Annotated in this window: 23 protein-coding genes; 7 read left to right on the top strand and 16 right to left on the bottom strand. The window is 31.4% G+C overall.

The annotated features are described in order from the left end of the window. Positions 1 to 19: 19 nt before the first annotated feature. From ACOSP6_RS15170 to prfB, 3 genes are read right to left on the bottom strand one after another with little or no spacing between them, the layout of a single operon-like run. Entirely contained in the window at positions 20 to 631 is a 612-nt protein-coding gene (locus tag ACOSP6_RS15170) for a class I SAM-dependent methyltransferase (protein WP_422093873.1), read from the bottom strand. Positions 632 to 645: 14 nt separating this feature from the next. Further along, positions 646 to 987 (bottom strand): arsenate reductase (glutaredoxin), encoded by a 342-nt coding sequence (arsC, locus tag ACOSP6_RS15165; RefSeq protein ID WP_422093874.1) that lies wholly within the window; start codon positions 985 to 987, stop codon positions 646 to 648. Positions 988 to 1,038: 51 nt separating this feature from the next. Then, a complete protein-coding gene (prfB, locus tag ACOSP6_RS15160; RefSeq protein WP_422093875.1) occupies positions 1,039 to 2,133 on the bottom strand; it encodes a peptide chain release factor 2 in 1,095 nt (364 codons plus the stop codon). A gap of 35 nt (positions 2,134 to 2,168) precedes the next feature. Here prfB and ACOSP6_RS15155 point away from each other — a divergent pair, with 35 nt between their 5' ends. After that, the gene (locus tag ACOSP6_RS15155) at positions 2,169 to 3,188 is read left to right on the top strand and encodes a threonine aldolase family protein (RefSeq protein WP_422093876.1); all 1,020 of its coding nucleotides are present in this window, start codon (positions 2,169 to 2,171) and stop codon (positions 3,186 to 3,188) included. On the opposite strand, the gene ACOSP6_RS15150 is transcribed toward ACOSP6_RS15155, so the two are convergent. The 3 genes from ACOSP6_RS15150 to ACOSP6_RS15140 are packed head-to-tail and all read right to left on the bottom strand — an operon-like array spanning position 3,185 to position 4,822. Beyond that, positions 3,185 to 3,679: a hypothetical protein gene (locus tag ACOSP6_RS15150; protein WP_422093877.1), complete on the bottom strand. Its 495-nt coding sequence runs from the start codon at positions 3,677 to 3,679 to the stop codon at positions 3,185 to 3,187. The genes ACOSP6_RS15155 and ACOSP6_RS15150 overlap by 4 nt on opposite strands. Next, on the bottom strand, positions 3,679 to 4,323 hold the full coding sequence (locus ACOSP6_RS15145; RefSeq protein ID WP_422093878.1) for a hypothetical protein: 645 nt from the start codon (positions 4,321 to 4,323) through the stop codon (positions 3,679 to 3,681). Before ACOSP6_RS15145 ends, ACOSP6_RS15150 begins: the two co-directional genes overlap by 1 nt. A 4-nt stretch (positions 4,324 to 4,327) precedes the next feature. After that, on the bottom strand, positions 4,328 to 4,822 hold the full coding sequence (locus ACOSP6_RS15140) for an RNA polymerase sigma factor (RefSeq protein WP_422093879.1): 495 nt from the start codon (positions 4,820 to 4,822) through the stop codon (positions 4,328 to 4,330). Positions 4,823 to 4,944: 122 nt separating this feature from the next. Between ACOSP6_RS15140 and ACOSP6_RS15135 the strand changes: the two genes are divergently transcribed. From ACOSP6_RS15135 to ACOSP6_RS15115, 5 genes are all read left to right on the top strand, one after another. Then, positions 4,945 to 5,838 (top strand): MerR family transcriptional regulator, encoded by an 894-nt coding sequence (locus tag ACOSP6_RS15135; protein WP_422093880.1) that lies wholly within the window; start codon positions 4,945 to 4,947, stop codon positions 5,836 to 5,838. Between the two features lie 79 nt (positions 5,839 to 5,917). Further along, positions 5,918 to 7,387, top strand: coding sequence for a phytoene desaturase family protein (locus ACOSP6_RS15130; protein ID WP_422093881.1), 1,470 nt, complete (start codon positions 5,918 to 5,920; stop codon positions 7,385 to 7,387). Beyond that, complete coding sequence (locus ACOSP6_RS15125; RefSeq protein WP_422093882.1) at positions 7,384 to 8,226, top strand: phytoene/squalene synthase family protein; 843 nt, start codon at positions 7,384 to 7,386, stop codon at positions 8,224 to 8,226. Before ACOSP6_RS15130 ends, ACOSP6_RS15125 begins: the two co-directional genes overlap by 4 nt. Next, a complete protein-coding gene (locus ACOSP6_RS15120) occupies positions 8,226 to 8,678 on the top strand; it encodes a sterol desaturase family protein (RefSeq protein ID WP_422093883.1) in 453 nt (150 codons plus the stop codon). The genes ACOSP6_RS15125 and ACOSP6_RS15120 overlap by 1 nt, the downstream gene beginning before the upstream one ends. Beyond that, the gene (locus ACOSP6_RS15115; RefSeq protein ID WP_422093884.1) at positions 8,678 to 9,361 is read left to right on the top strand and encodes a lycopene cyclase domain-containing protein; all 684 of its coding nucleotides are present in this window, start codon (positions 8,678 to 8,680) and stop codon (positions 9,359 to 9,361) included. Before ACOSP6_RS15120 ends, ACOSP6_RS15115 begins: the two co-directional genes overlap by 1 nt. A gap of 7 nt (positions 9,362 to 9,368) precedes the next feature. Here ACOSP6_RS15115 and ACOSP6_RS15110 read toward each other — a convergent pair whose 3' ends face one another. The 10 genes from ACOSP6_RS15110 to ACOSP6_RS15065 all read right to left on the bottom strand — a co-directional run bounded on the left by ACOSP6_RS15110 (position 9,369) and on the right by ACOSP6_RS15065 (position 19,659). Beyond that, positions 9,369 to 10,292 carry a hypothetical protein gene (locus ACOSP6_RS15110; protein WP_422093885.1) on the bottom strand — a complete coding sequence of 308 codons (924 nt, stop codon included), beginning with the start codon at positions 10,290 to 10,292 and terminating at the stop codon, positions 9,369 to 9,371. A 65-nt stretch (positions 10,293 to 10,357) separates the two neighbouring features. Beyond that, positions 10,358 to 11,638, bottom strand: coding sequence for an argininosuccinate lyase (argH, locus tag ACOSP6_RS15105; RefSeq protein ID WP_422093886.1), 1,281 nt, complete (start codon positions 11,636 to 11,638; stop codon positions 10,358 to 10,360). Positions 11,639 to 11,887: 249 nt separating this feature from the next. Beyond that, positions 11,888 to 12,973 carry a M20 family metallo-hydrolase gene (locus ACOSP6_RS15100; protein WP_422095735.1) on the bottom strand — a complete coding sequence of 362 codons (1,086 nt, stop codon included), beginning with the start codon at positions 12,971 to 12,973 and terminating at the stop codon, positions 11,888 to 11,890. Beyond that, entirely contained in the window at positions 12,952 to 13,728 is a 777-nt protein-coding gene (argB, locus tag ACOSP6_RS15095; RefSeq protein WP_422093888.1) for an acetylglutamate kinase, read from the bottom strand. The genes ACOSP6_RS15100 and argB overlap by 22 nt, the downstream gene beginning before the upstream one ends. A 75-nt stretch (positions 13,729 to 13,803) precedes the next feature. Further along, complete coding sequence (locus tag ACOSP6_RS15090) at positions 13,804 to 14,745, bottom strand: acetylornithine carbamoyltransferase (protein ID WP_422093889.1); 942 nt, start codon at positions 14,743 to 14,745, stop codon at positions 13,804 to 13,806. Positions 14,746 to 14,851: 106 nt separating this feature from the next. After that, on the bottom strand, positions 14,852 to 16,006 hold the full coding sequence (locus tag ACOSP6_RS15085; RefSeq protein ID WP_422093890.1) for an aspartate aminotransferase family protein: 1,155 nt from the start codon (positions 16,004 to 16,006) through the stop codon (positions 14,852 to 14,854). Then, entirely contained in the window at positions 16,003 to 16,803 is an 801-nt protein-coding gene (gene proC / locus ACOSP6_RS15080) for a pyrroline-5-carboxylate reductase (protein ID WP_422093891.1), read from the bottom strand. Before proC ends, ACOSP6_RS15085 begins: the two co-directional genes overlap by 4 nt. An 81-nt stretch (positions 16,804 to 16,884) precedes the next feature. Beyond that, complete coding sequence (argC, locus tag ACOSP6_RS15075; RefSeq protein ID WP_422093892.1) at positions 16,885 to 17,862, bottom strand: N-acetyl-gamma-glutamyl-phosphate reductase; 978 nt, start codon at positions 17,860 to 17,862, stop codon at positions 16,885 to 16,887. After that, positions 17,855 to 19,042, bottom strand: coding sequence for an argininosuccinate synthase (gene argG / locus ACOSP6_RS15070; RefSeq protein WP_422093893.1), 1,188 nt, complete (start codon positions 19,040 to 19,042; stop codon positions 17,855 to 17,857). Before argG ends, argC begins: the two co-directional genes overlap by 8 nt. Then, positions 19,039 to 19,659, bottom strand: a complete 621-nt coding sequence (locus ACOSP6_RS15065) for a GNAT family N-acetyltransferase (RefSeq protein ID WP_422093894.1) — start codon at positions 19,657 to 19,659, stop codon at positions 19,039 to 19,041. Before ACOSP6_RS15065 ends, argG begins: the two co-directional genes overlap by 4 nt. Positions 19,660 to 20,111: 452 nt before the next feature. Between ACOSP6_RS15065 and ACOSP6_RS15060 the strand changes: the two genes are divergently transcribed. Beyond that, positions 20,112 to 20,528, top strand: a complete 417-nt coding sequence (locus ACOSP6_RS15060) for a DUF2141 domain-containing protein (RefSeq protein WP_422093895.1) — start codon at positions 20,112 to 20,114, stop codon at positions 20,526 to 20,528. Positions 20,529 to 20,532: the final 4 nt, after the last annotated feature.

Raw genomic sequence — 20,532 nt, 5'->3', positions numbered from 1 at the left:
TACTAATTATTCATGGGATTTATCTTTTTTTAAAACTACAAAACAAAAAGTTTTGTTCAGTGTTAAAGGGAGTTACATGATTTTCATACTTACAGTCCTTTTTTATGAAATTATTCTGAAATAGGGCTGTAAGGCTGTTTTCATTGTATTGTTTAATCTCTAATCCACTACATTTTAAAGGACCGTCCTCTGAAAAAGTTCCAATTACAAGGAGTTTTTCTGCAGCTGTAGTAACTTTTTCTATATAATTCGCCACATCTTTGTCTTCAGTTATGAAATGAAATACAGCTCTATCGTGCCAAATCGAGTAAGTCCTTTCCGGTTTGAATTCAAGGATATCAGATACAATCCAGTTTACTTTATCAGCTTTATTACCGAGTCTTTTTTTCGCTTTCTCGAGAGACTTTTCAGATATATCAAGAACTGTTATATCTTCAAACCCTTTTTCTAATAAAAAATCAACCAGTTTGCTATCACCGCCGCCAATATCAATAATACTAGTTTTTTTATCAAAAGGAATTGAAGATATAAATTCTAAAGATGTTTTAGGAATTTCTTGAGTCCAACTAACTTCGTTAGGACTTTTAGTCTCGTATACTTTTTCCCAATGCTTTTTCTTATCAAATTCCATTTACAGAGATAAAATTAAATGATTTCTTTAATGGTCTCAGGAGGTCTACCAACAACAGCTTTATTATTATTTACAACAATTGGTCTTTCAATTAATTTTGGATTTTCCACCATAGCTTTTATAATATCGCTATCTGATAAATCTTTTCCTTTAAAATTTTCTTTCCAAATTTTTTCATTTTTTCTCACTAAATCAATAGGTGAGATATTCAAAAGGTCAATTATTTCAGATAATTCTTTTTCGTTTAAAGTATCCTCTAAATATTTAACTGTTTTAAATTCTTTTCCGCTTTCTTCTAAAATAGCTAATCCTTGTCTAGACTTAGAGCATCTAGGATTGTGGTATATTTTTATCATGTTTTTTAATATAAATTTTATCTTTAGACTTTAGACTTTAGACTTTAGACTTTAGCTTTCTTTCTGTCCCATCATCATTAAATAAGCTTTTAAAAACGGATTAATATTTCCGTCCATTACAGCATCAACATTTCCAGTTTCGTGAGCTGTTCTAACATCTTTTACAAGTTTATAAGGATGCATTACGTAGTTTCTAATTTGACTTCCCCATTCATTTTTCATTTTATTTGCTTCAATATCAGCTCTTGCTGCTTGTCTTTTTTGTAGTTCAATTTCATAAAGTTGAGATTTTAACATTTGCAAAGCCGTAGCTCTGTTATCATGTTGAGATCTCGAATTTGAACATTGAATTTGAATACCTGTTGGTTTGTGTAATAACTGAACTTTAGTTTCTACTTTATTTACATTTTGTCCACCGGCACCACTAGATCTTGCAGTCGTAATTTCAATATCCGCTGGATTAATTTCAATTTCTATTGAATCATCTGCAACAGGATAAACATAAACCGACGAGAACGAAGTATGACGTTTTGCATTGCTATCAAAAGGAGAAATACGAACTAAACGATGCACTCCGTTTTCACCTTTTAACCATCCAAAGGCAAAATCTCCATCAACTTCAATAGTTACTGTTTTTACACCGGCTGTATCACCACTTTGATAATTTAAAGTTTTTAATTTAAAACCTTGTTTTTCTGCCCACATGGTGTACATACGCATTAACATTTCTGTCCAATCGCAACTTTCTGTTCCTCCAGCACCTGCAGTAATTTGAATAACAGCACTTAAACTATCACCTTCTTCAGAAAGCATATTTTTAAACTCAATATCTTCTAAAAAGGAATTCGTTTTTTCGAATTGTTCAGAGATTTCGTTTTCATCAACATCACCTTCCTTGTAAAAATCGTATAAGACGTTTAAATCTTCACTCATAGCAACGATTTCATTGTAATCATTTACCCATTTTTTCTTTAAACGTAACGATTTCATCAAGCTTTCAGCTTCTTTTGGGTCATTCCAAAAATCAGGATCAGCAGTTTTTTCTTCTTCATTCGAAATTTCAATTAATTTCTTGTCAATCTCTAAATAACCTTTTAACTTGGCAACGCGTTCAGCGATATTTTTTAGCTGTTCATGTGTAATCATATTTGCAAAAATACACTTTATAAACATACTTAAAAATGGAAATAAACTTAATAAGTGATACTGTTACGAAACCAACTGAGGGAATGCTAAAAGCAATGATGAATGCAAAAGTGGGAGATGATGTTTTTAAAGGTGACCCTACGGTTAATATGTTACAAGAAAAAGTAGCGGATATGTTCGGTATGGAAGATGCGTTATTTTTTCCGTCAGGAACAATGGCGAATCAAACAGCTATTAAGTTACATACACAGCCTGGAGATAAATTGTTTTGTGATAAATGGGCACATGTGTATAATTATGAAGGTGGAGGAGCCGCGTTTAATGCTGGAGTTACTTGTAAATTAATTGATGGAGATAGAGGAATGTTTACCGCAGAACAACTAAGATATGCTGCTGAAGGAAGATCTGATATTCATGTGCCGTATTCCAGATTAGTTTGTATAGAAAACACAACAAATAAAGGTGGAGGTGCTTGTTGGGATTTTGAAGAGTTAAAAAGGATTGAAAAAGTTTCTCGTGTATTTAATTTGGCTTATCATTTGGATGGAGCAAGACTTTTTAATGCTCTAGTAGCTAAAAATGAAACTCCTAAGCAGTATGGAGAATTGTTCGATACGATTTCTATTTGTCTTTCAAAAGGTTTGGGAGCACCAATTGGTTCTATTTTAGTAGGAAGTAAAGAACACATGGAAAAAGCTTTACGAATTAGAAAACTATTTGGAGGTGCGATGCGTCAGGTTGGATATTTGGCTGAAGCGGCTAATTATGCTCTAGATAATCATGTTGAAAGATTAGCAGAAGATCATCAAAAGGCTAAAGAAATCGAGAAAGTTTTACAGCAGCTAAATTTTGTAAAGAAAGTTGAGCCAGTAGAAACTAATATCGTTATTTTTTATGTGAAAGATGATATTAATCCGATGGAGTTTATCGATGTGATGAAAAGTAAGGGAATATTAATGATTCCTATGGGAGAAGGAAAAATTCGTATCGTTACCCATTTGGATTATACAGATGTAATGCACGAAAAATTACTAACTGAGTTGAAAAACTTCTAAAAAAATATTCTTAGAATAGGAGAGAAGGCGGATGCGTAAATACTTCTACGACTATTATAAAGTACGTCGTATCGTAATCCTATGGCAATTCCATTGGAAACTTGATAAGCTGCACCAAAATATAAAGCAGGATAGTTGTAGTTTTCTTTTATATCTCCAAAGGTACTGTTCACAAATAATTGTTCGAACTCAACGGAAAGTTGAGCTTCATAAATTGGATTTATGAGGCCGAGTATCCCAGTGCTAAATACATTAGATTTTACGTCGTTTCTTTTGGCATACTGATATCCTAAATTTATTCCCAAGGAAAATGTTTTATTAAAATCATAAATAGCAGATGGAAAAACAGCAATATTGGTTATGTTATTTCCAAAAGTAAGACCAACACCACCACCATATCTGACATGATCCCAAAATTTAGAGTCATTATCTTCTTGACTGATTCCGACGAAAGTAGTTAATAGAAAAAGAAGTGAAAGAGCTTTCTTCATTACTCATCTAATTTCGCTAAATCTTTGTAGTTTTTGTTTAATTTACGAAGTAAAATTCCATAAAGTAAATAATAAAACACCACTAAGATTCCAATCATCAGTAAAATAACAATGGCTTGAGATATCAGGAATACAGAAATTAGTTCTGACTTGTCTGAAAACTTAGCAGCTTCATTAGGCATTATTATTTCGATACCATTTGGGGTATTTATTATTATTAAATTGAAGATAATCATAAGTAAAACACCTCCAATAATATTATAGTACATGTAGTATTTTACCGTTTTTCGAGTCTTAATAATCTTACTCATTAAACTCTTTGTATTATCTGTAGTGTTAATAGAAGTATAGTTTTTGTAAAAGAGATATAGAAAAACAATGATTACAACTAGGTTGAAATAATAGGTGTAATTAAGAAGAGTCAGCATATTTAAGTCTTCATAGATATCCAAATATTTTGTTTTAGATATCATAATGTTTAAAACACTCCAAAGTAAAAATTCCATTAAACCAATTATAAAAATCCACTTTACAATTGATGAAGATCGTAATTTGGTCATCCTGTAAATATCTACTTTAGATACTTTTTGCTCATCCTCTGACTGGTTTTCCCATGCCTTTTTATACTTATCCAATAAATCCATATAGTTATGGGTTTAGTATTTTTTTTAATTTATCCTTTGCTCTATTCATTTTAACACGAGCATTAACTTCACTTATTCCTAATGTTTCTGATATATCTCGATACGATTTATCTTCTAAATACAGAAATACTAAGGCTTTATCAATATCATTTAACTTCTGAATTGCCTGGTACAATGCTTTCAGTTGTTTTTCCTCAGTGTCGTCATAATCAGTAGCTTTTATTTTAAAAGCTACGTCTGTAAAATCTTGAGTTTTTACAGTTTTTGTTGACTTTCTATATAAAGAAATCGCGGTATTTAAAGCAACTCTATACATCCAAGTACTAAATTTAGCATCACCTCTAAATTTGGCGTAATTCTTCCAAACTTGGATAGTTATTTCTTGGAACAAATCATTATGATCACTTGAATTTGTAGTATAAATTCTACAAATTTTATGAACTATATTTTGATTTGATTCAAAATCATTTAAAAACCTGTCTTCAAGACTTTCTGACACAATTTGCTCTAGTTAGTTTAAACAATAAGTAGGCCGAATATATAAAATGTTACATATTAACAATTAAAATTTATTGAAAAGCGAGAAATTTATTATCTTTGTTTAATAAAAGCCTTGTAAAGTTGAACAATATAAAGACAGTTTTTACTATTAAAGACCTTGAGAATATATCTGGAATCAAGGCACATACCATACGTATATGGGAAAAGAGGTATAGTTTATTAGAGCCAAATCGAACAGATACAAATATTCGTTATTATTCTTCTGACAGCCTATTAAAGTTGTTGAATGTTGCATTATTAAACAAACACAATTATAAAATATCCAAAATAGCTGAAATGTCCGAAGAGCAAATTATCACGAATGCTAGAGAGTTAGCGTTCAAATATGCTGTAAATGACGAAGCTATTAATGCCTTTAAAATGGCGATGTTTCAGTTTGATAAAGTTCTATTTAATAATACCTATAACAAATTACTTCACAAAAAAACCTTTAGACAGATTTTTAAGGAAGTATTTTTACCATTCTTAAATCATATTGGTTTATTGTGGCAAACCAATACTTTAATGCCAGCACATGAGCATTTCATTTCCAACTTGATTATACAAAAGATTCAATTAAATACGGAAAAATTAGAGTATGCTGCTACCAATGAAGACTTCACATACGTGTTGTTTTTACCTGATGGTGAAATACATGAAATTGGTCTAATGTACTTAAATTATGAATTGGTATTGAGAGGTTGTCAAACGATATACTTAGGTCAAAGTTTACCGTTAGATAATTTAAATTACTTTTTCGATGGAGAACTAAAGGTTTGTTTCATTACTTCTATGACAGTTAAGCCCTACGATGACAAGCTTCAGGATTACTTTAACGAAATTGACGAAATTCTCAAAGGAACTGACCACAAGTTAATTGCTGTAGGAAAAAAGGCAGAAGAGGCAAAAAAATATAAATTTGACTCAGATATCACCTTATATACTTCTGTGATTGAGATGCTTGAAAAGTTTTAATATTTTTGTTTAAATATTCGTTAAAAATATTAAACAATTGGTTTTTTTTTAATACTTTTAAACAATAAAAATTAACCTTTTGAATAATAAAATATCTATAATTGGTTCAGGTTTTTCATCTCTAGCAGCAGCTAGTTACATGGCTAAAGCTGGATATGAAGTAACTGTTTTTGAAAAGAATAATACATTTGGTGGGCGAGCAAGTCAATACCTAAACAATGGTTTTACCTTTGATATGGGACCTACTTGGTATTGGATGCCTGACGTTTTCGAAAAATTCTTTGCTGATTTTGGTAAAAAGCCTTCCGACTACTATCAACTTGAAAAATTAGACCCTGCTTATCAAGTTTATTTTGATGAACATGACAGTATAACTATACCTGGCAATTTTGAAGAAATTTGTGAAATATTTGAAAAAGAGGAAAAGGGTAGTTCAAAGCATCTTAAAAAGTTTATCAAGGCGGCAAAAGATAATTATGATATTGCCGTTAAAGATATTGTTTACAGGCCTGGAGTTTCGCCATTAGAACTTGTAACCCCGAAAACAGCATTAAGAGTAGGTCAATTTTTTTCAACCATCCGTAAGCAAGTAAGAAAGCGAATTAAAAGTGATAAACTAATTCAAATATTGGAATTTCCGGTATTATTCTTAGGTGCAAAACCAAGTAATACTCCAGCTTTTTACAATTTTATGAATTACGCGGATTTTGGCCTAGGTACTTGGCATCCTAAAGGGGGAATGTACAAAGTTGTTGAAGGTATGGTGAAGTTAGCAGAGCAACTGGGCGTTAATTTTGTAGCAAATGCGAATGTAGAAGAAATTATTGTTGATGATGCTGATAAAGTTGAGGCGATAGTAATAAATGGTAAAAGATTAGAAACTAATTTAGTTTTAAGTGGTGCCGATTATGCACATACAGAAACACTATTACCTGAAGTCTACAGGCAATACTCAAATAATTATTGGAATAAAAGAGTATTTGCGCCCTCTTCATTACTTTTTTATGTTGGTTTTGATAAGAAGCTAAAAAATGTAGAACATCATACGTTATTTTTTGATACGGATTTTGATATGCACGCTGAATCTATTTACGATACAATTACGTGGCCTGAAAAGCCTCTGTTTTATGCAAGTTTCCCTAGTATTACTGATGACGCCTTAGCTCCGGGAGGGAAAGAAGCAGCAACGTTTTTAATTCCGTTAGCTCCTGGACTAGAAGACACAGACGCACTGAGAGAAAAGTATTTTAATATAATAATTGAAAGATTAGAAAGATTAACAGGCCAAAATGTCAAAGAAAATATTATCTTTAAAGAGAGTTACTGCGTAAATGATTTTGTTAAGGATTATAACTCTTTTAAAGGAAATGCATACGGATTGGCAAATATTTTAACCCAAACCGCTTTCTTAAGACCAAAAATTAAAAGTAAAAAAGTGAAAAATTTATATTTCACTGGACAATTAACGGTTCCAGGACCGGGTGTTCCTCCATCATTAATCTCAGGTAAAATAGCATCAGACTTAATTCTAAAAACTTCCCTTTCATGAAAACTATTTTTGATAATGTTTCTTACAAGTGTAGCAAACTTGTAACTACAAGTTATAGTACATCATTTTCATTAGCAACGAGAATGCTATCTAAATCAATAAGAGAACATATTTACAATATTTATGGTTTTGTCCGTTTTGCAGATGAAATAGTTGATACTTTCCATGAGTATGATAAAGAGGGTTTATTGAATCGATTCGAGAAAGATTATTATTTGTCCCTTCATCAAGGGATTAGTTTGAATCCGATTTTAAACTCATTTATACATACTGTAAAAGCGAATAATATTACAGATGATTTGGTTCAGGCTTTTCTGGGTAGCATGCGAGCAGATTTATCTAAAACTGAATACAAAACAGAAGAAGAGTACGCTCAATATATTTATGGTTCAGCGGATGTTGTTGGTTTAATGTGTTTGCGTGTTTTCGTAAAAGGAGATGAAGAGAAATATAATAAATTAAAAGAAGCCGCAATGCGTTTGGGATCTGCTTTTCAAAAAGTTAATTTCCTAAGAGATTTAAAAGATGATGTGGAACTATTAAACAGGTCATATTTTCCAAATGTAAATTTCCAAGAACTAGATAATAAATCGAAGGAGGAGATTGTTAAAGATATCGAAGCTGATTTTGAATTTGCTTTTTCAAATGGAATCTTACAGCTTCCTGTAGAGGCTAAATTCGGAGTGTATATGGCTTATAGATATTACAAAAAGTTATTGAATAAGTTAAAAGCCACTCCATCTTCGAAAATTATGGATACAAGAATTAGGATTTCTAATCCAATGAAGATAAATTTGTTGGCAAGAAGTTATGTTAAGTATAAATTAAACCTTATTTAATGGTCGTATTTGCTTTAGTTACGTTAGGTACATTTATTTTAATGGAAGGAGTTACATGGTGTACTCATAAATATGTTATGCATGGTTTTGGTTGGTATTTACATGAAGATCATCATCAACCTGGTTATCCACATGTATTTGAAAAAAATGATGCATTTTTCGTGGTTTTTGCCATTCCAAGTATGTTGTTATTCTTCTTTGGAATTCGTCCTGAATTAAATTTTTTATTTTTCATAGGTTTAGGAATTTTATGCTACGGAATAGCATATTTTTTAATTCACGATGTGTTAATTCACAGAAGGTTTAAGTGGTTTGATAAAACCGATAACTGGTATTTTAGAGCATTAAGAAAAGCTCATAAAATTCACCATAAAAACATGGGTAAACACGAAAGTGAGTGTTTTGGAATGTTATATGTTCCTATGAAATACTTTAAAGAATATTTAAAATAGTGGTATACCTATACTTACTTCTTAATTTAGGTTCCTTAAGCATTCCTTTATTGTATTCTTTCGAAAAGAATATGCGTTTTATAAAGCACTGGAAAGCTGTTTTATTATCTCTAACGATAGTTGCTTCAGTATTTTTAATATGGGATGCTATTTTTACAAAGAATGGTGTTTGGGGTTTTAACCCAGATTATCACTTACCTTATTTACTATTTGGAATGCCAATAGAAGAGTGGATGTTCTTTTTTTGTATTCCTTATGCAAGTATTTTCATTCATTATTCACTTGAGTATTTTAAACCCAATTTTTTAATACCTAAGGATATTACACGTGCAATAACAGTCACTGTTATCTGTACATTAATTCCTATTTTATTTTTCAATTGGGGTAAAGCCTATACTACAGTTAATTATTGTTTTCTAATTGTCTTATTAGTTATTAGTCTATTTTATGGACTAGAGTATTTAAGACGTTTTTACATTGCATTCTTAATCATATTAATTCCGTTTTTCATAGTTAATGGAATCTTAACAGGAACTGGATTGGAAGAACCAGTTGTTTGGTATAATAATGATGAAAATTTAGGAATCCGTTTGTTAACCATTCCTGTAGAGGACATTGGTTATGCTTTTACGATGTTATTCGGTAATGTATTTTTAATTGAGAAGTTTAAAAAGAAAGATTAATCATTTTTTAATGACTTAAGATTAGTTTTACTTTATAAATTCTACTTTGTCCGTTCATATAGCTTTCTACAATTTCTTTAAAATCCGCTAAGTCAGTAGTTTTTATTTCCTTGGTATTATCTCTTTTACTTGTAAAGTAAAGTGTTCCTGAAGTTTTGTCATAGTAAGGAGAGTAGTCCATTCTATCTGAATTGATAGACTTTCCAAGGTTCTGTCTTTTCGTAAATTCTCCATTCTTATTTTTAAAACTTACGTACAAATCTCCACTCCCAAAACCATCTTTAGCACCATAAACTGTATATAGTAAGAAATCTTCATCAGGAGAAATATAGGCGTTGAATTCATAACCTTTACTGTTAATGTTTTTACTTAATTGTATTGGTTGGTCATAGTTTTCGCCATTCCATTTCGAAAGAAGAATATCATCTTTACTTATAGCTGTGAATTGATCTGAAGTGTAATATAAGTTGTTGCTCTTACTTACTGATGGATAGAACTCATTGTATGTTGTATTTACTGGAGATCCAATATTTTTGGGTTGAGACCAAGCAGAGTTAATTGATGTACGTTCAACAAACCAAATATCATAATCGGTTTGTTTATTGTCTTTACCATGAGGACGATTTGAAGAAAAGTATAGTTTTAGATTATCAGGAGAAAGAAAAGGTTCAATGTCTCTATGTTTTCCTGAAAACGAAACAATTTCAAAATTCGTCCAAGTATCGTTTATTTTTTCAGTTTTTACAATTGCTCCCTTTGTCTCGTTAACATTTTGAATCGTAAAATAAGCTTCATTACCATTAGAAGAAAGTGTAAAATCTCTACAGCTAATAAATTGCTTAAAAGACTCGTCTATAGGAAGAACATTTGCTGTTTGAGAAAAGCATATGAAAGAGAATAAAAAAATGTACCCTGAGATTATCGATTTCATGATTGTTGATTTTTCCCAAAGTACATTTAAATATGTTTACTAAATATTCTGATAAGTAACTTTAACTAAAATTTAGCAGCTAACTTTTCTCTTATTTTATCTAAAGACAGATTATGAATACTACCTACATGGCTGTGATCTTTTGAAGCATCTGGCACATAAGTTCCATTTTCTACTTCACTGCTTATTTTTAAATAAGCATCTCTAAAAGACATGCCATTTGTCACCAATGTATTAATATTATCAACTGTGTAAAGGTATTTGTATTTATCATCATACATATCAATATCTTTTACAATTACCTGATTAATACTATAATTGAAAATACCTAAAATAGTCTTCATATTTTCAAAAGCCTTAATCATATTTTCCTTTAATAATTGATAATCTCTGTGATAACCACTTGGTAAATTATTAGTAAGTAAGAGCATTTCTGTTTGTAAAGATTGAATTTGATTACATTTTCCTCTAACCAATTCAAATACATCAGGATTTTTTTTGTGAGGCATAATACTACTTCCTGTAGTTAATTCGTCAGGGAATGTAATAAAGCCAAAATTCTGACTCATATATAAACAAATATCCATAGAAAATTTACTCAAAGTATTTCCCAAATACCCTAAAGAACTAGCAATAATTCTTTCGTTTTTTCCTCTTGCCATCTGGGCGGCAATTACATTATATTTTAACGTTGCAAATTCAAGTTCTTCAGTAGTCATTACTCTATCAATAGGAAAGGAACTACCATAACCAGCAGCAGAACCTAAGGGATTTTGATCGACAATTTTAAGTGAAGATGAAAGTAACTCTATGTCATCTAAAAGCGTTTCTGCATACCCAGAAAACCATAAGCCAAAAGAAGAAGGCATTGCTACTTGTAAATGAGTATAACCTGGAAGTAACTTATCTTTATATTGTTCTGCTAATGAAATAAGAGTATTGAAAAGTGTTTTGACTTGTTCAATAATCGTTAACAATTCATTTTTATAATATAATTGTAAAGCCACTAGAACCTGATCATTTCTCGATCTTGCGGTATGAATTTTTTTACCGGTTTCTCCAAGTTTTTTAGTGAGTTCAAACTCAATTTTAGAATGAACATCTTCAAAATCTTGTTCAATAATAAATTCATTGTTTTCAATCTGTTGCAACAATAAATCAAGTTCTTTAATTAGAGCTTCTGATTCTTCCGATGAAATAATACCTACAGATGCTAACATTTTTGCATGAGCTTTCGAGGCTATTACATCGTATTTTGCAATGTGGATATCGATTTCTCTATCGTTGCCGATAGTAAAGTTTTCAATGGCTTTGTCCAAAGAAAATTCTTTTTTCCAAAGTTTCATAATAAAGTATTTTATATGTCATTCCTGCGAAGGCAGGAATCTAAATGAATTTATATAGATTCCACATCAAATGCGAAATGACAACTTATTTATTTTTAGTATTTGATATTTAATGTTATGATTTCGACTTCGCTCAATCACCTTTGTATGCATTTCAAAAAATGGTAGCTGAGCGGAGTTGAAGCTATTTTACAGCTTGAAGCAATCTTTAGATTCTTTCATTCATTCTTCATTCGGAATGACGTTAAATTATTTTATTACTTGTTCTAAAATTTTGATATAAATATCAATTCCTCCTTCAACTTCATCCACATAAATGTATTCATCAGCAGTATGTGAACGCGTACTATCTCCTGGACCTAATTTTACAGATTGACAACTTAGTACCGATTGATCCGAAAGGGTAGGAGAACCATAAGTTGTTCTACCAATTGCCATTCCAGCTTCAATTAATGGATGATTCTTGTCTATTGATGATGAATTTAATCGTAAACTTCTAGGTTTCATTTTACAAGGAGCTTCTTTTTCCAGTATGTCAGCGATTTCTTGATTCGTATATTTATCGTTTACTCGAACATCTATGACTAAATCAACCGCAGAAGGAACTGCATTGTGTTGTTTTCCAGCATTAATTTGAGTAACTGTCATTTTAACATCACCTAAAACTTCTGAAGTTTTATCAAACTGATAATTTTTGAACCATTCTAAAACTTCAATAGTATTGTAAATTGGGTTATCAGAATTTGGATGAGCAGCATGACTAGGAGTTCCATTAACTTTTCCATCAAAAACGATTAATCCTTTTTCCGCAATAGCGAGTTGCATTTGAGTTGGCTCACCAACTATTGCAACATCAATTTTAGGAATAATTGATAACATACTATTTAAACCGTCAGGTCCGCTACTTTCTTCTTCGGCGGAACCAACAAATACTAAATTGTATTTTAAATTTTCTTGATGATAGAAATAACTAAACGTTGCCAAAAGAGCAACTAAACAACCTCCGGCATCATTACTTCCTAATCCATATAATTTTCCATCTTCAACAATGGCCTTAAAAGGATCTTTAGTATATCCATTATTTGGATACACCGTATCATGATGCGAGTTTAAAAGAATTGTGGGTTTACTTTCATCAAAGTATTTATTTACTGCCCAAACATTATTCTTAGTTCTGTTATATTCAATATTATGAATAGTACACCAATATGCTAATAAATCACCTGTTTTATCTTCTTCCGAAGAAAATGAAGGAATCTCTATGAGTTTCTTCAGTAAATCAATAGCGCTATAGGTAAGTTCTTTCTGTGTCATTATTGTTGAAATGTTGTACATTTTATATCCTGTTCAAAAGGCATTTTATTGTTTCCAATGTGTACAGTTGTTACTCCTTTTTGTATGGATTGTAAGCAATTTTGTATTTTTGGTAACATTCCGTCATGTATAATACCTTTGTTTTTAAGTTGTTCAAATTTTTGATTGTCAATGTGTTCGATAACCGAATCATCATCCTCAATACTTTTTAAAACTCCATTTTTCTCAAAGCAGTAATAAAGAGAAACTTTATAATCTTTGGATAGAGCAATTGCCAATTCCGATGCAATGGTGTCTGCATTCGTATTTAATAACTGTCCTTTTTGATCATGAGTAATCGCACAAAAAATAGGTGAAACATCGTTTTGTAATAAAACATTCATTGTTTGCGTGTTTACACGAATAACATCACCTGCAAAACCATAATCAATATTTGTAACGGGACGTTTAATAGCAACTATGCTGTTTCCATCAGCTCCTGAAAACCCAACTGAATTCGAGTTTCTCGCTTGTAATTGAGCAACGATATTTTTATTGATTTTACCACCATAAACCATTGTGATTATGTCCAATGTTTCGTCATCTGTAATCCGCCTACCATTTATCATTTTAGGTTGAATTCCCATTTTAATGGAAAGTTCTGAGGCTGATTTTCCTCCTCCATGAACCAATAGTTTTGGTGAATCGAGTTTCGCAAAGTCATCCAAAAATTCATTTAAGAGCATTTTATTGTTGATGATATTTCCACCAATTTTTATAATTTTTAGTGTTTTCATACTTTAATCATAATGTAAAACCTTTCGACTGCGCTCAAGGTGACAATTGTCAAGTCGAGCAAAGTCGAGACTTTTTTATGTATCCAATTGTTCTAATATCTGTTTTAGTACAACTTGTGCTGCGTAAGTTCTATTATTCGCTTGATCAATAACAATTGAGTTTTCTGAATCTAAAACAGCATCCTCAACAACTACATTTCTTCTTACAGGCAAACAATGCATAAACTTAGCATTATTCAGTTTCTTTTGGGTAATCATCCAATTATTATCTTGAGTAAGTATTTTTCCATAATCGCCATAAGCACTCCAGTTTTTTACATACACAAAATCGGCATCTTTTAAAGCTTCTTCTTGATTGTAATTTACCCTTGTATTCTTAGTAATGTCTGAATGTAGTTCGTAACCTTCAGGATGAGTTATAGAAAAATCAACATTTAATTGTTGCATCATATTTACAAACGAATTCGCAACTGATTGAGGTAACGCTTTTGGATGTGGAGCCCAAGAAAGAACTACTTTGGGTTTCTTGTCTTTAGCAAATTCGTTAATGGTGATGGCATCAGCCAAGGCTTGTAAAGGATGAGCTGTTGCACTTTCTAAGTTCACTATAGGAATCTCAGAATACTTCGTAAAACTTGTAATGATGGTTTCTGCGTAATCTTCATCTTTGTTTTTTAAGGTTGGAAAAGCTCTTACAGCAATAATGTCTGCATATTGAGCAATAACCTTAGCTGCTTCTTTGATGTGTTCAGAAGTATCAAGGTTCATAATAGTTCCGTCTTCAAATTCTAAATTCCAAGAATTATTTATTTGTAAACACATTACATCCATTCCAAGATTTTTAGCTGCTTTTTCAGTGCTTAATCTAGTTCTTAAACTAGCATTGAAAAATAACATCACTAGTGTTTTGTTGGCTCCTAAACCTTTATGTTTAAAAGGAGTTTTTTTAATTTGAATTGCTTCGTTTATAGTTTGAGATATGTTGGTTATATCATTTATATCAGTATATTTTTTCATGTCCAAATGATTAATAGTTAGTGTCATTGCGAATGGAATGAAGCAATCTTACTTATAGATTGCTTCGTCGTTGCCTCCTCGCAATGACGTTAATCTTTAGAAATATCTACTTCTTGGGTAAATAAGAAGTGACATTGGTCAATGCTTTTATTAATGCATTGATAAATACATCTACATGTTCTTTCTTAACTGTTAATGAAGGAAGAATACGCAGTAGGTTCGGATTTTTTGAGCTTCCAGTGAAGATATGATGATTAAAAATCAAATCTTTCCGTAGCTCTGCGATAGGAAAGTCAAACTCCAATCCAAGCATTAATCCCCGACCTTTTATGTTTCTGATTTCTGATATTTGTTGAACCTTATTTATAAAATAAGATGAAACTTCTTTTACATTATCTAATAAGTTTTCTTTTTCTATGGTTTCTAAAACACTTAAAGAAGCAGTACATGCTAAATGGTTTCCACCGAAAGTTGTTCCTAACAAACCAAAAGAGGCTTTAATTTTCGGATGAATAAGTATTCCTCCAACAGGAAATCCGTTCCCCATTCCTTTAGCCATAGAAATAATGTCTGGTTCAATTCCATGTTTTTGAAAAGCGAAGAAATCTCCAGTTCTTCCAAATCCAGATTGAACTTCGTCTGCAATGAATAAACTTCCGTATTTATTACATAAAGTTGTTACTGTCTTATATAATTCAGTAGTAGCTTCATCTAAACCTCCAACACCTTGAATGATTTCGGTAATTACGGCACAAACATCTCCTTTGGCCAATACATCATGTAGAGAAGCGACATCTCCATATTCAATAAATTCGACAGCATGTTGTGCATTTACTGGTGCTACAATTTTAGCATTATCAGTTGCGGCAACTGCAGCAGAAGTTCTACCGTGAAAGGCATTTTTAAAAGCAACAATTTTGTGTTTCCCGGTATGAAAAGAAGCTAGTTTAATTGCATTTTCGTTTGCTTCCGCACCTGAATTACACAAGAATAATTCATACGATTCACAATTAGAAAGCGTAGTTAACTTATTTGCTAGTTCCTGTTGTAAAGGGTTTTGAATTGAATTACTGTAGAAACCAATATTGGAAAGCTGATTGGTTAACTTTTCAACATAAGTAGGATGCGAATGACCAATTGAAATTACTGCATGTCCACCATATAAGTCTAAATACTGTGTTCCGTTTTCATCGTACACGTAAACATCATTAGCTTTTACAGGTGTAATATCGAATAATGGGTAAACATTAAATAAACTCATATTTGTTCTTTTTTAATCGTGTTAATTTTATTGTATGATGCAACCATTCCTTGAATTAATGAGGAACTTAAACCTTTGTGTTCCATTTCATTTAATCCTTCAATAGTGCATCCTTTAGGAGTCGTGACTCTATCTATTTCCTGTTCGGGATGATTTCCAGATTCTATAAGTAAATTGGCAGCTCCTTCACTCGTAAACATGGCCAATTCTTGAGCTTCTTTCGTATCAAAACCTAATTGGATTGCAGCTTGTGTTGTAGCTCTTATTAAACGCATCCAGAAAGCTATTCCACTTGCACAAACCACAGTTGCTGATTGCATTAAGTTTTCCGAGATTGCCAAGGAATTTCCGAGTCTGTTAAAAATAGCTTTAGCCAATTCAATACGATCGTTTCCTTTTGTATTTGCACATAAACAAGTCATTGATTTGCCAACAGCAATAGCAGTATTTGGCATTGCTCTAATGATATGATGATCTTCGCCTACAACAGCTTCAATCTTTTCAATTGAAAATCCAGTGATTGTAGAAATAATAACATGTTTATCCGTTAGCGAATCTTTGATGCTATTTAAAATACCTTCAAAGTGCTTTGGCTGAACGGCAAAGATTAAAATATCTGAATTTTGAACTGCTTCCAGATTATCAGTTGTTACCGTTACATTTCCATATCCGTTGAATTCTTCTATTTCTTGAAGATTCCTTTTCGTTAGATATAGGGTTGTAATAGCATTATTAATAATTAAACCTTTGGCTATTGATTTTCCTAAGTTCCCTGTTCCTATGATTGCTATTTTCATAATTTTAAATTGTATTTCCCTGAATTTCTTTCAGGGTTTCATCATGAGATGCTGAATCAAGTTCAGCATGACGTTTCTTTCTTAAAAGAAACTAGCCTTTAGTTGTAATCCTTCCGATTCCTCAAACCCAAATATCAAATTCATATTTTGAATCGCCTGTCCAGATGCACCTTTTAATAAATTATCAATACAACTCGTAATTAATAGTTGATCTTCATGTTTGTGTAAATGAAGTAGACATTTATTGGTATTTACAACTTGTTTGAGATGAAGAAATTCATCACTAACAAAAGTAAAAGCAGCATCTTTATAAAAGTCTTTGTAGAGTTCAATTGCTGTATCCAAAGAATCATCAAATTTGGTGTAAACTGTAGCAAATATTCCTCTTGAAAAGTTTCCTCTATTAGGTAAGAAATGTACCTTGTTATTATTATTTCCATTTAGATGTTCAATAGTTTGATAAATCTCACCTAAATGTTGATGTGTAAAAGGTTTGTAATATGAAAAATTATTATCTCTCCAAGTATAATGTGTTGTTTTAGATAAACTTGTTCCAGCGCCTGTTGCTCCTGTAACCGCGTTTACATGAACATCTGTTTTGATTAACTTGTGATGAGCTAATGGGATAATAGCTAATTGAATTGCAGTAGCAAAACAACCAGGATTCGCAATATACCTTGCTTTTTGAATTTCAGTTTTGTGAATTTCTGGTAAACCATAGATGTATGAATTTCCTTGGAATTCTGAGTCTTTTACCAATCTAAATTCGTTACTCAAATCAATGATTTTAGTATTGTTCGAAAATTCATATTGTGCTAAGAATTTTCCTGAATTTCCATGTCCTAAACATAAGAAAACAACATCCACTTCTGTATTTAATGAATCTGTGAACTTTTGATCAGTAGTTCCCACTAAATCTTGATGTATGTGGCAAATTTTATTTCCGGCATTGGAAGTACTAAAAACAAAATCTATTTCCACTTCTTTGTGATGTATTAATAATCTTATTAATTCTCCAGCTGTATAGCCAGCACCACCTATAATTCCAACTTTAATCATGATTTACAGTGTTTTGAAAGATTTTAGTTTGATTTCCATAGATGTTTATGAATCCTTTTGCATCTTCAGCAGTCCAAGCATTATTCATTTCACCATAACTTCCGAATTTTGATTGTAATAAATCGTTTTGAGAAGTAATTCCATCCAGAGAAAAATGATATGGTTTCAAAGTAATAAATACTTCACCTGTAACATGCTTCTGACTACTACTTAATAAGGCTTCTAAATCTCTCATAACAGGATCTAAGTATAATCCTTCATGAAGATGTGTTCCATACCAATTCGCGATATAATCTTTATGTTGTAATTGCCATTTTGTTAGCACGTGTTTTTCTAATAAATGATGTGCTTTTATAAGTACTAATGCGCCAGGAGCTTCAAAACCAACTCTACCTTTTATTCCAAGAATAGTATCTCCAACATGAATATCTCTACCAATTGCGAATTTAGAAGCGAGTTTATTTAGTTTGTCAATAATTGTTGATGGATTTCCTTCTTTATCATTTATAGCAATTGGCTCTCCATTTTTAAATCTAATTGAAATGGATTGTTCAGTTGTGGTTTCTAATTGAGATGGAAAAGCTTCATTTGGTAAAGGTAGGTGAGAGGTTAAGGTTTCATCTCCGCCAACACTAGTTCCCCATAATCCTTTATTAATAGAATATTTTGCTTTTTCCCATTTCATGTCAACACCATGACTTTTTAAGTATTCAATTTCTGCTTGTCTACTTAATTTTTGATCTCTAATTGGCGTAATGATTTCAATTTCCGGAGCCAGTGTATTAAAAATTAAATCGAATCTAACTTGATCATTTCCTGCACCAGTACTTCCATGAGCAATATATTCAGCTCCAATACTTTTTGCATAATTGATGATTTCAATCGCTTGAATAATTCTTTCAGCACTTACAGATAAAGGGTAGGTGTTGTTTTTTAGAACATTACCAAAGATTAAGTATTTAATTACTTTCTCGTAGTAATTATCAATAGCATTGATGTTTTTGTAGGTTTTTACACCTAATTCATATGCTTTGTTTTCTATATTTTGTATTTCATTTTGCGTAAATCCTCCTGTATTTACACTAACAGCATGCACTTCAAAGTTTTTATCTTTTGATAAATGAACAGCGCAATATGAGGTATCTAATCCTCCACTATATGCTAATACTAATTTTTTCATTTTTTCTCTTTTTTTAAGAATAAATGTTGTTTTATGCTTTTCAACCTAGCGAATGTTTTTTCTTTAATTCTTCTTTTAGGTTGATTGTTATTTTCAGTAGCTGGATCATATAACATTCCAGTACATAAACACATTTTTTGATTTGTTCTTTGTAAAACATCGTAATTCACACAAGTTTTGCATCCATTCCAGAATGTTTCATCTGTAGTAAGTTCGGAGAATGTAACAGGTTTGTAACCTAAATTACTATTTAGTTTCATAACAGCTAATCCTGTTGTAATACTAAATACTTTAGCTTCTGGGAATTTCATCCTAGAATGATCAAAAATCTTTTGTTTGATTTTTTTAGATAAACCGTGACCTCTATAATCCGGATGTACTATTAATCCAGAATTGGCTACAAATTTTCCATGACTCCAAGATTCGATATAACAAAATCCTGCAAACTTTTTACCATCTAAAGCGATGACAGCATTTCCTTCTTTCATTTTCGAAATAACATACTCTGGTTTTCTTTTGGCAATACCGGTTCCTCTGATTTTAGCGGCATTTTCAATAGTTTCGCAGATTTCCTGTGCATAAACACTATGTGAAATATCGGCAATAATGATCTCCATTATTTTTGATGTTTAATTGTTTTGTTCGTACTAATTTTTGATTTAAAAGAGAACCGGACTCACCTAAGTTCTAATAGTAGAATTGCCCTTACGGGCGAGGGAAAAAGCGTCGTACAGAAATACGGTTATCAATAGTGATAACTTCTAAAGGTAAAATGTAAAATGTGGATGTAAAATGCATAATAGGATTAATAAGATGGTTCAAATATTACTTGATTCTTGAGCAAGAATAACTAGCTACGTCGCATGGGGCGGCGTCGGCGAATGTAAATTTGATTTGTCTTATTGTTTGAATGCATGCGTCAAATGTATAAAAAAATTGAATACACAAAACTTTATTTTGAAAAAAATACAATTCGTCGTGAAAAAATTACAACTCGGTAATAATTAGTTTTAAAATAAACAATGTGTGCGCACCTTTGTAGTGTAATTAATCTTAAAATCAATAACAAATGAAAATTTTAATCACTTTACTAATCGCATTAACAACTACTACATTTAGTCTTTTTGCACAAAACACTCAGACAATAACGGTAACTGTTTCAAATGCTACTTCAAATGAAGGAACTATTAAGTTTGGTTTGCACAACAAAGAAACATTTATGAAAAGAAATCCAATAAAAGTTTCTGAAAGTAAAATTGAAAATGGAAAATGTACAATAGTTTTTGAAAACGTTCCAGCTGGAGAATATGCAATTACTTGTTTTCATGACAAAAACAGCAATGGAAAAATGGATTTTCAAACTAATGGGATGCCACTGGAGGCTTATGGAGCATCAAACAATGTAATGAATTTTGGACCTCCAAGATATGATGATGCAAAATTTACAATTACTGATAAAGATGTATCTTTAGATATTAAGTTATAAAAGA

This window comes from Tenacibaculum sp. MEBiC06402 (genome assembly GCF_049239625.1).
Taxonomy (GTDB): Bacteria; Bacteroidota; Bacteroidia; order Flavobacteriales; family Flavobacteriaceae; genus Polaribacter.
Note: the sequence above shows the minus strand (reverse complement) of the source record. Positions and strands in the feature narration are given on the sequence as shown.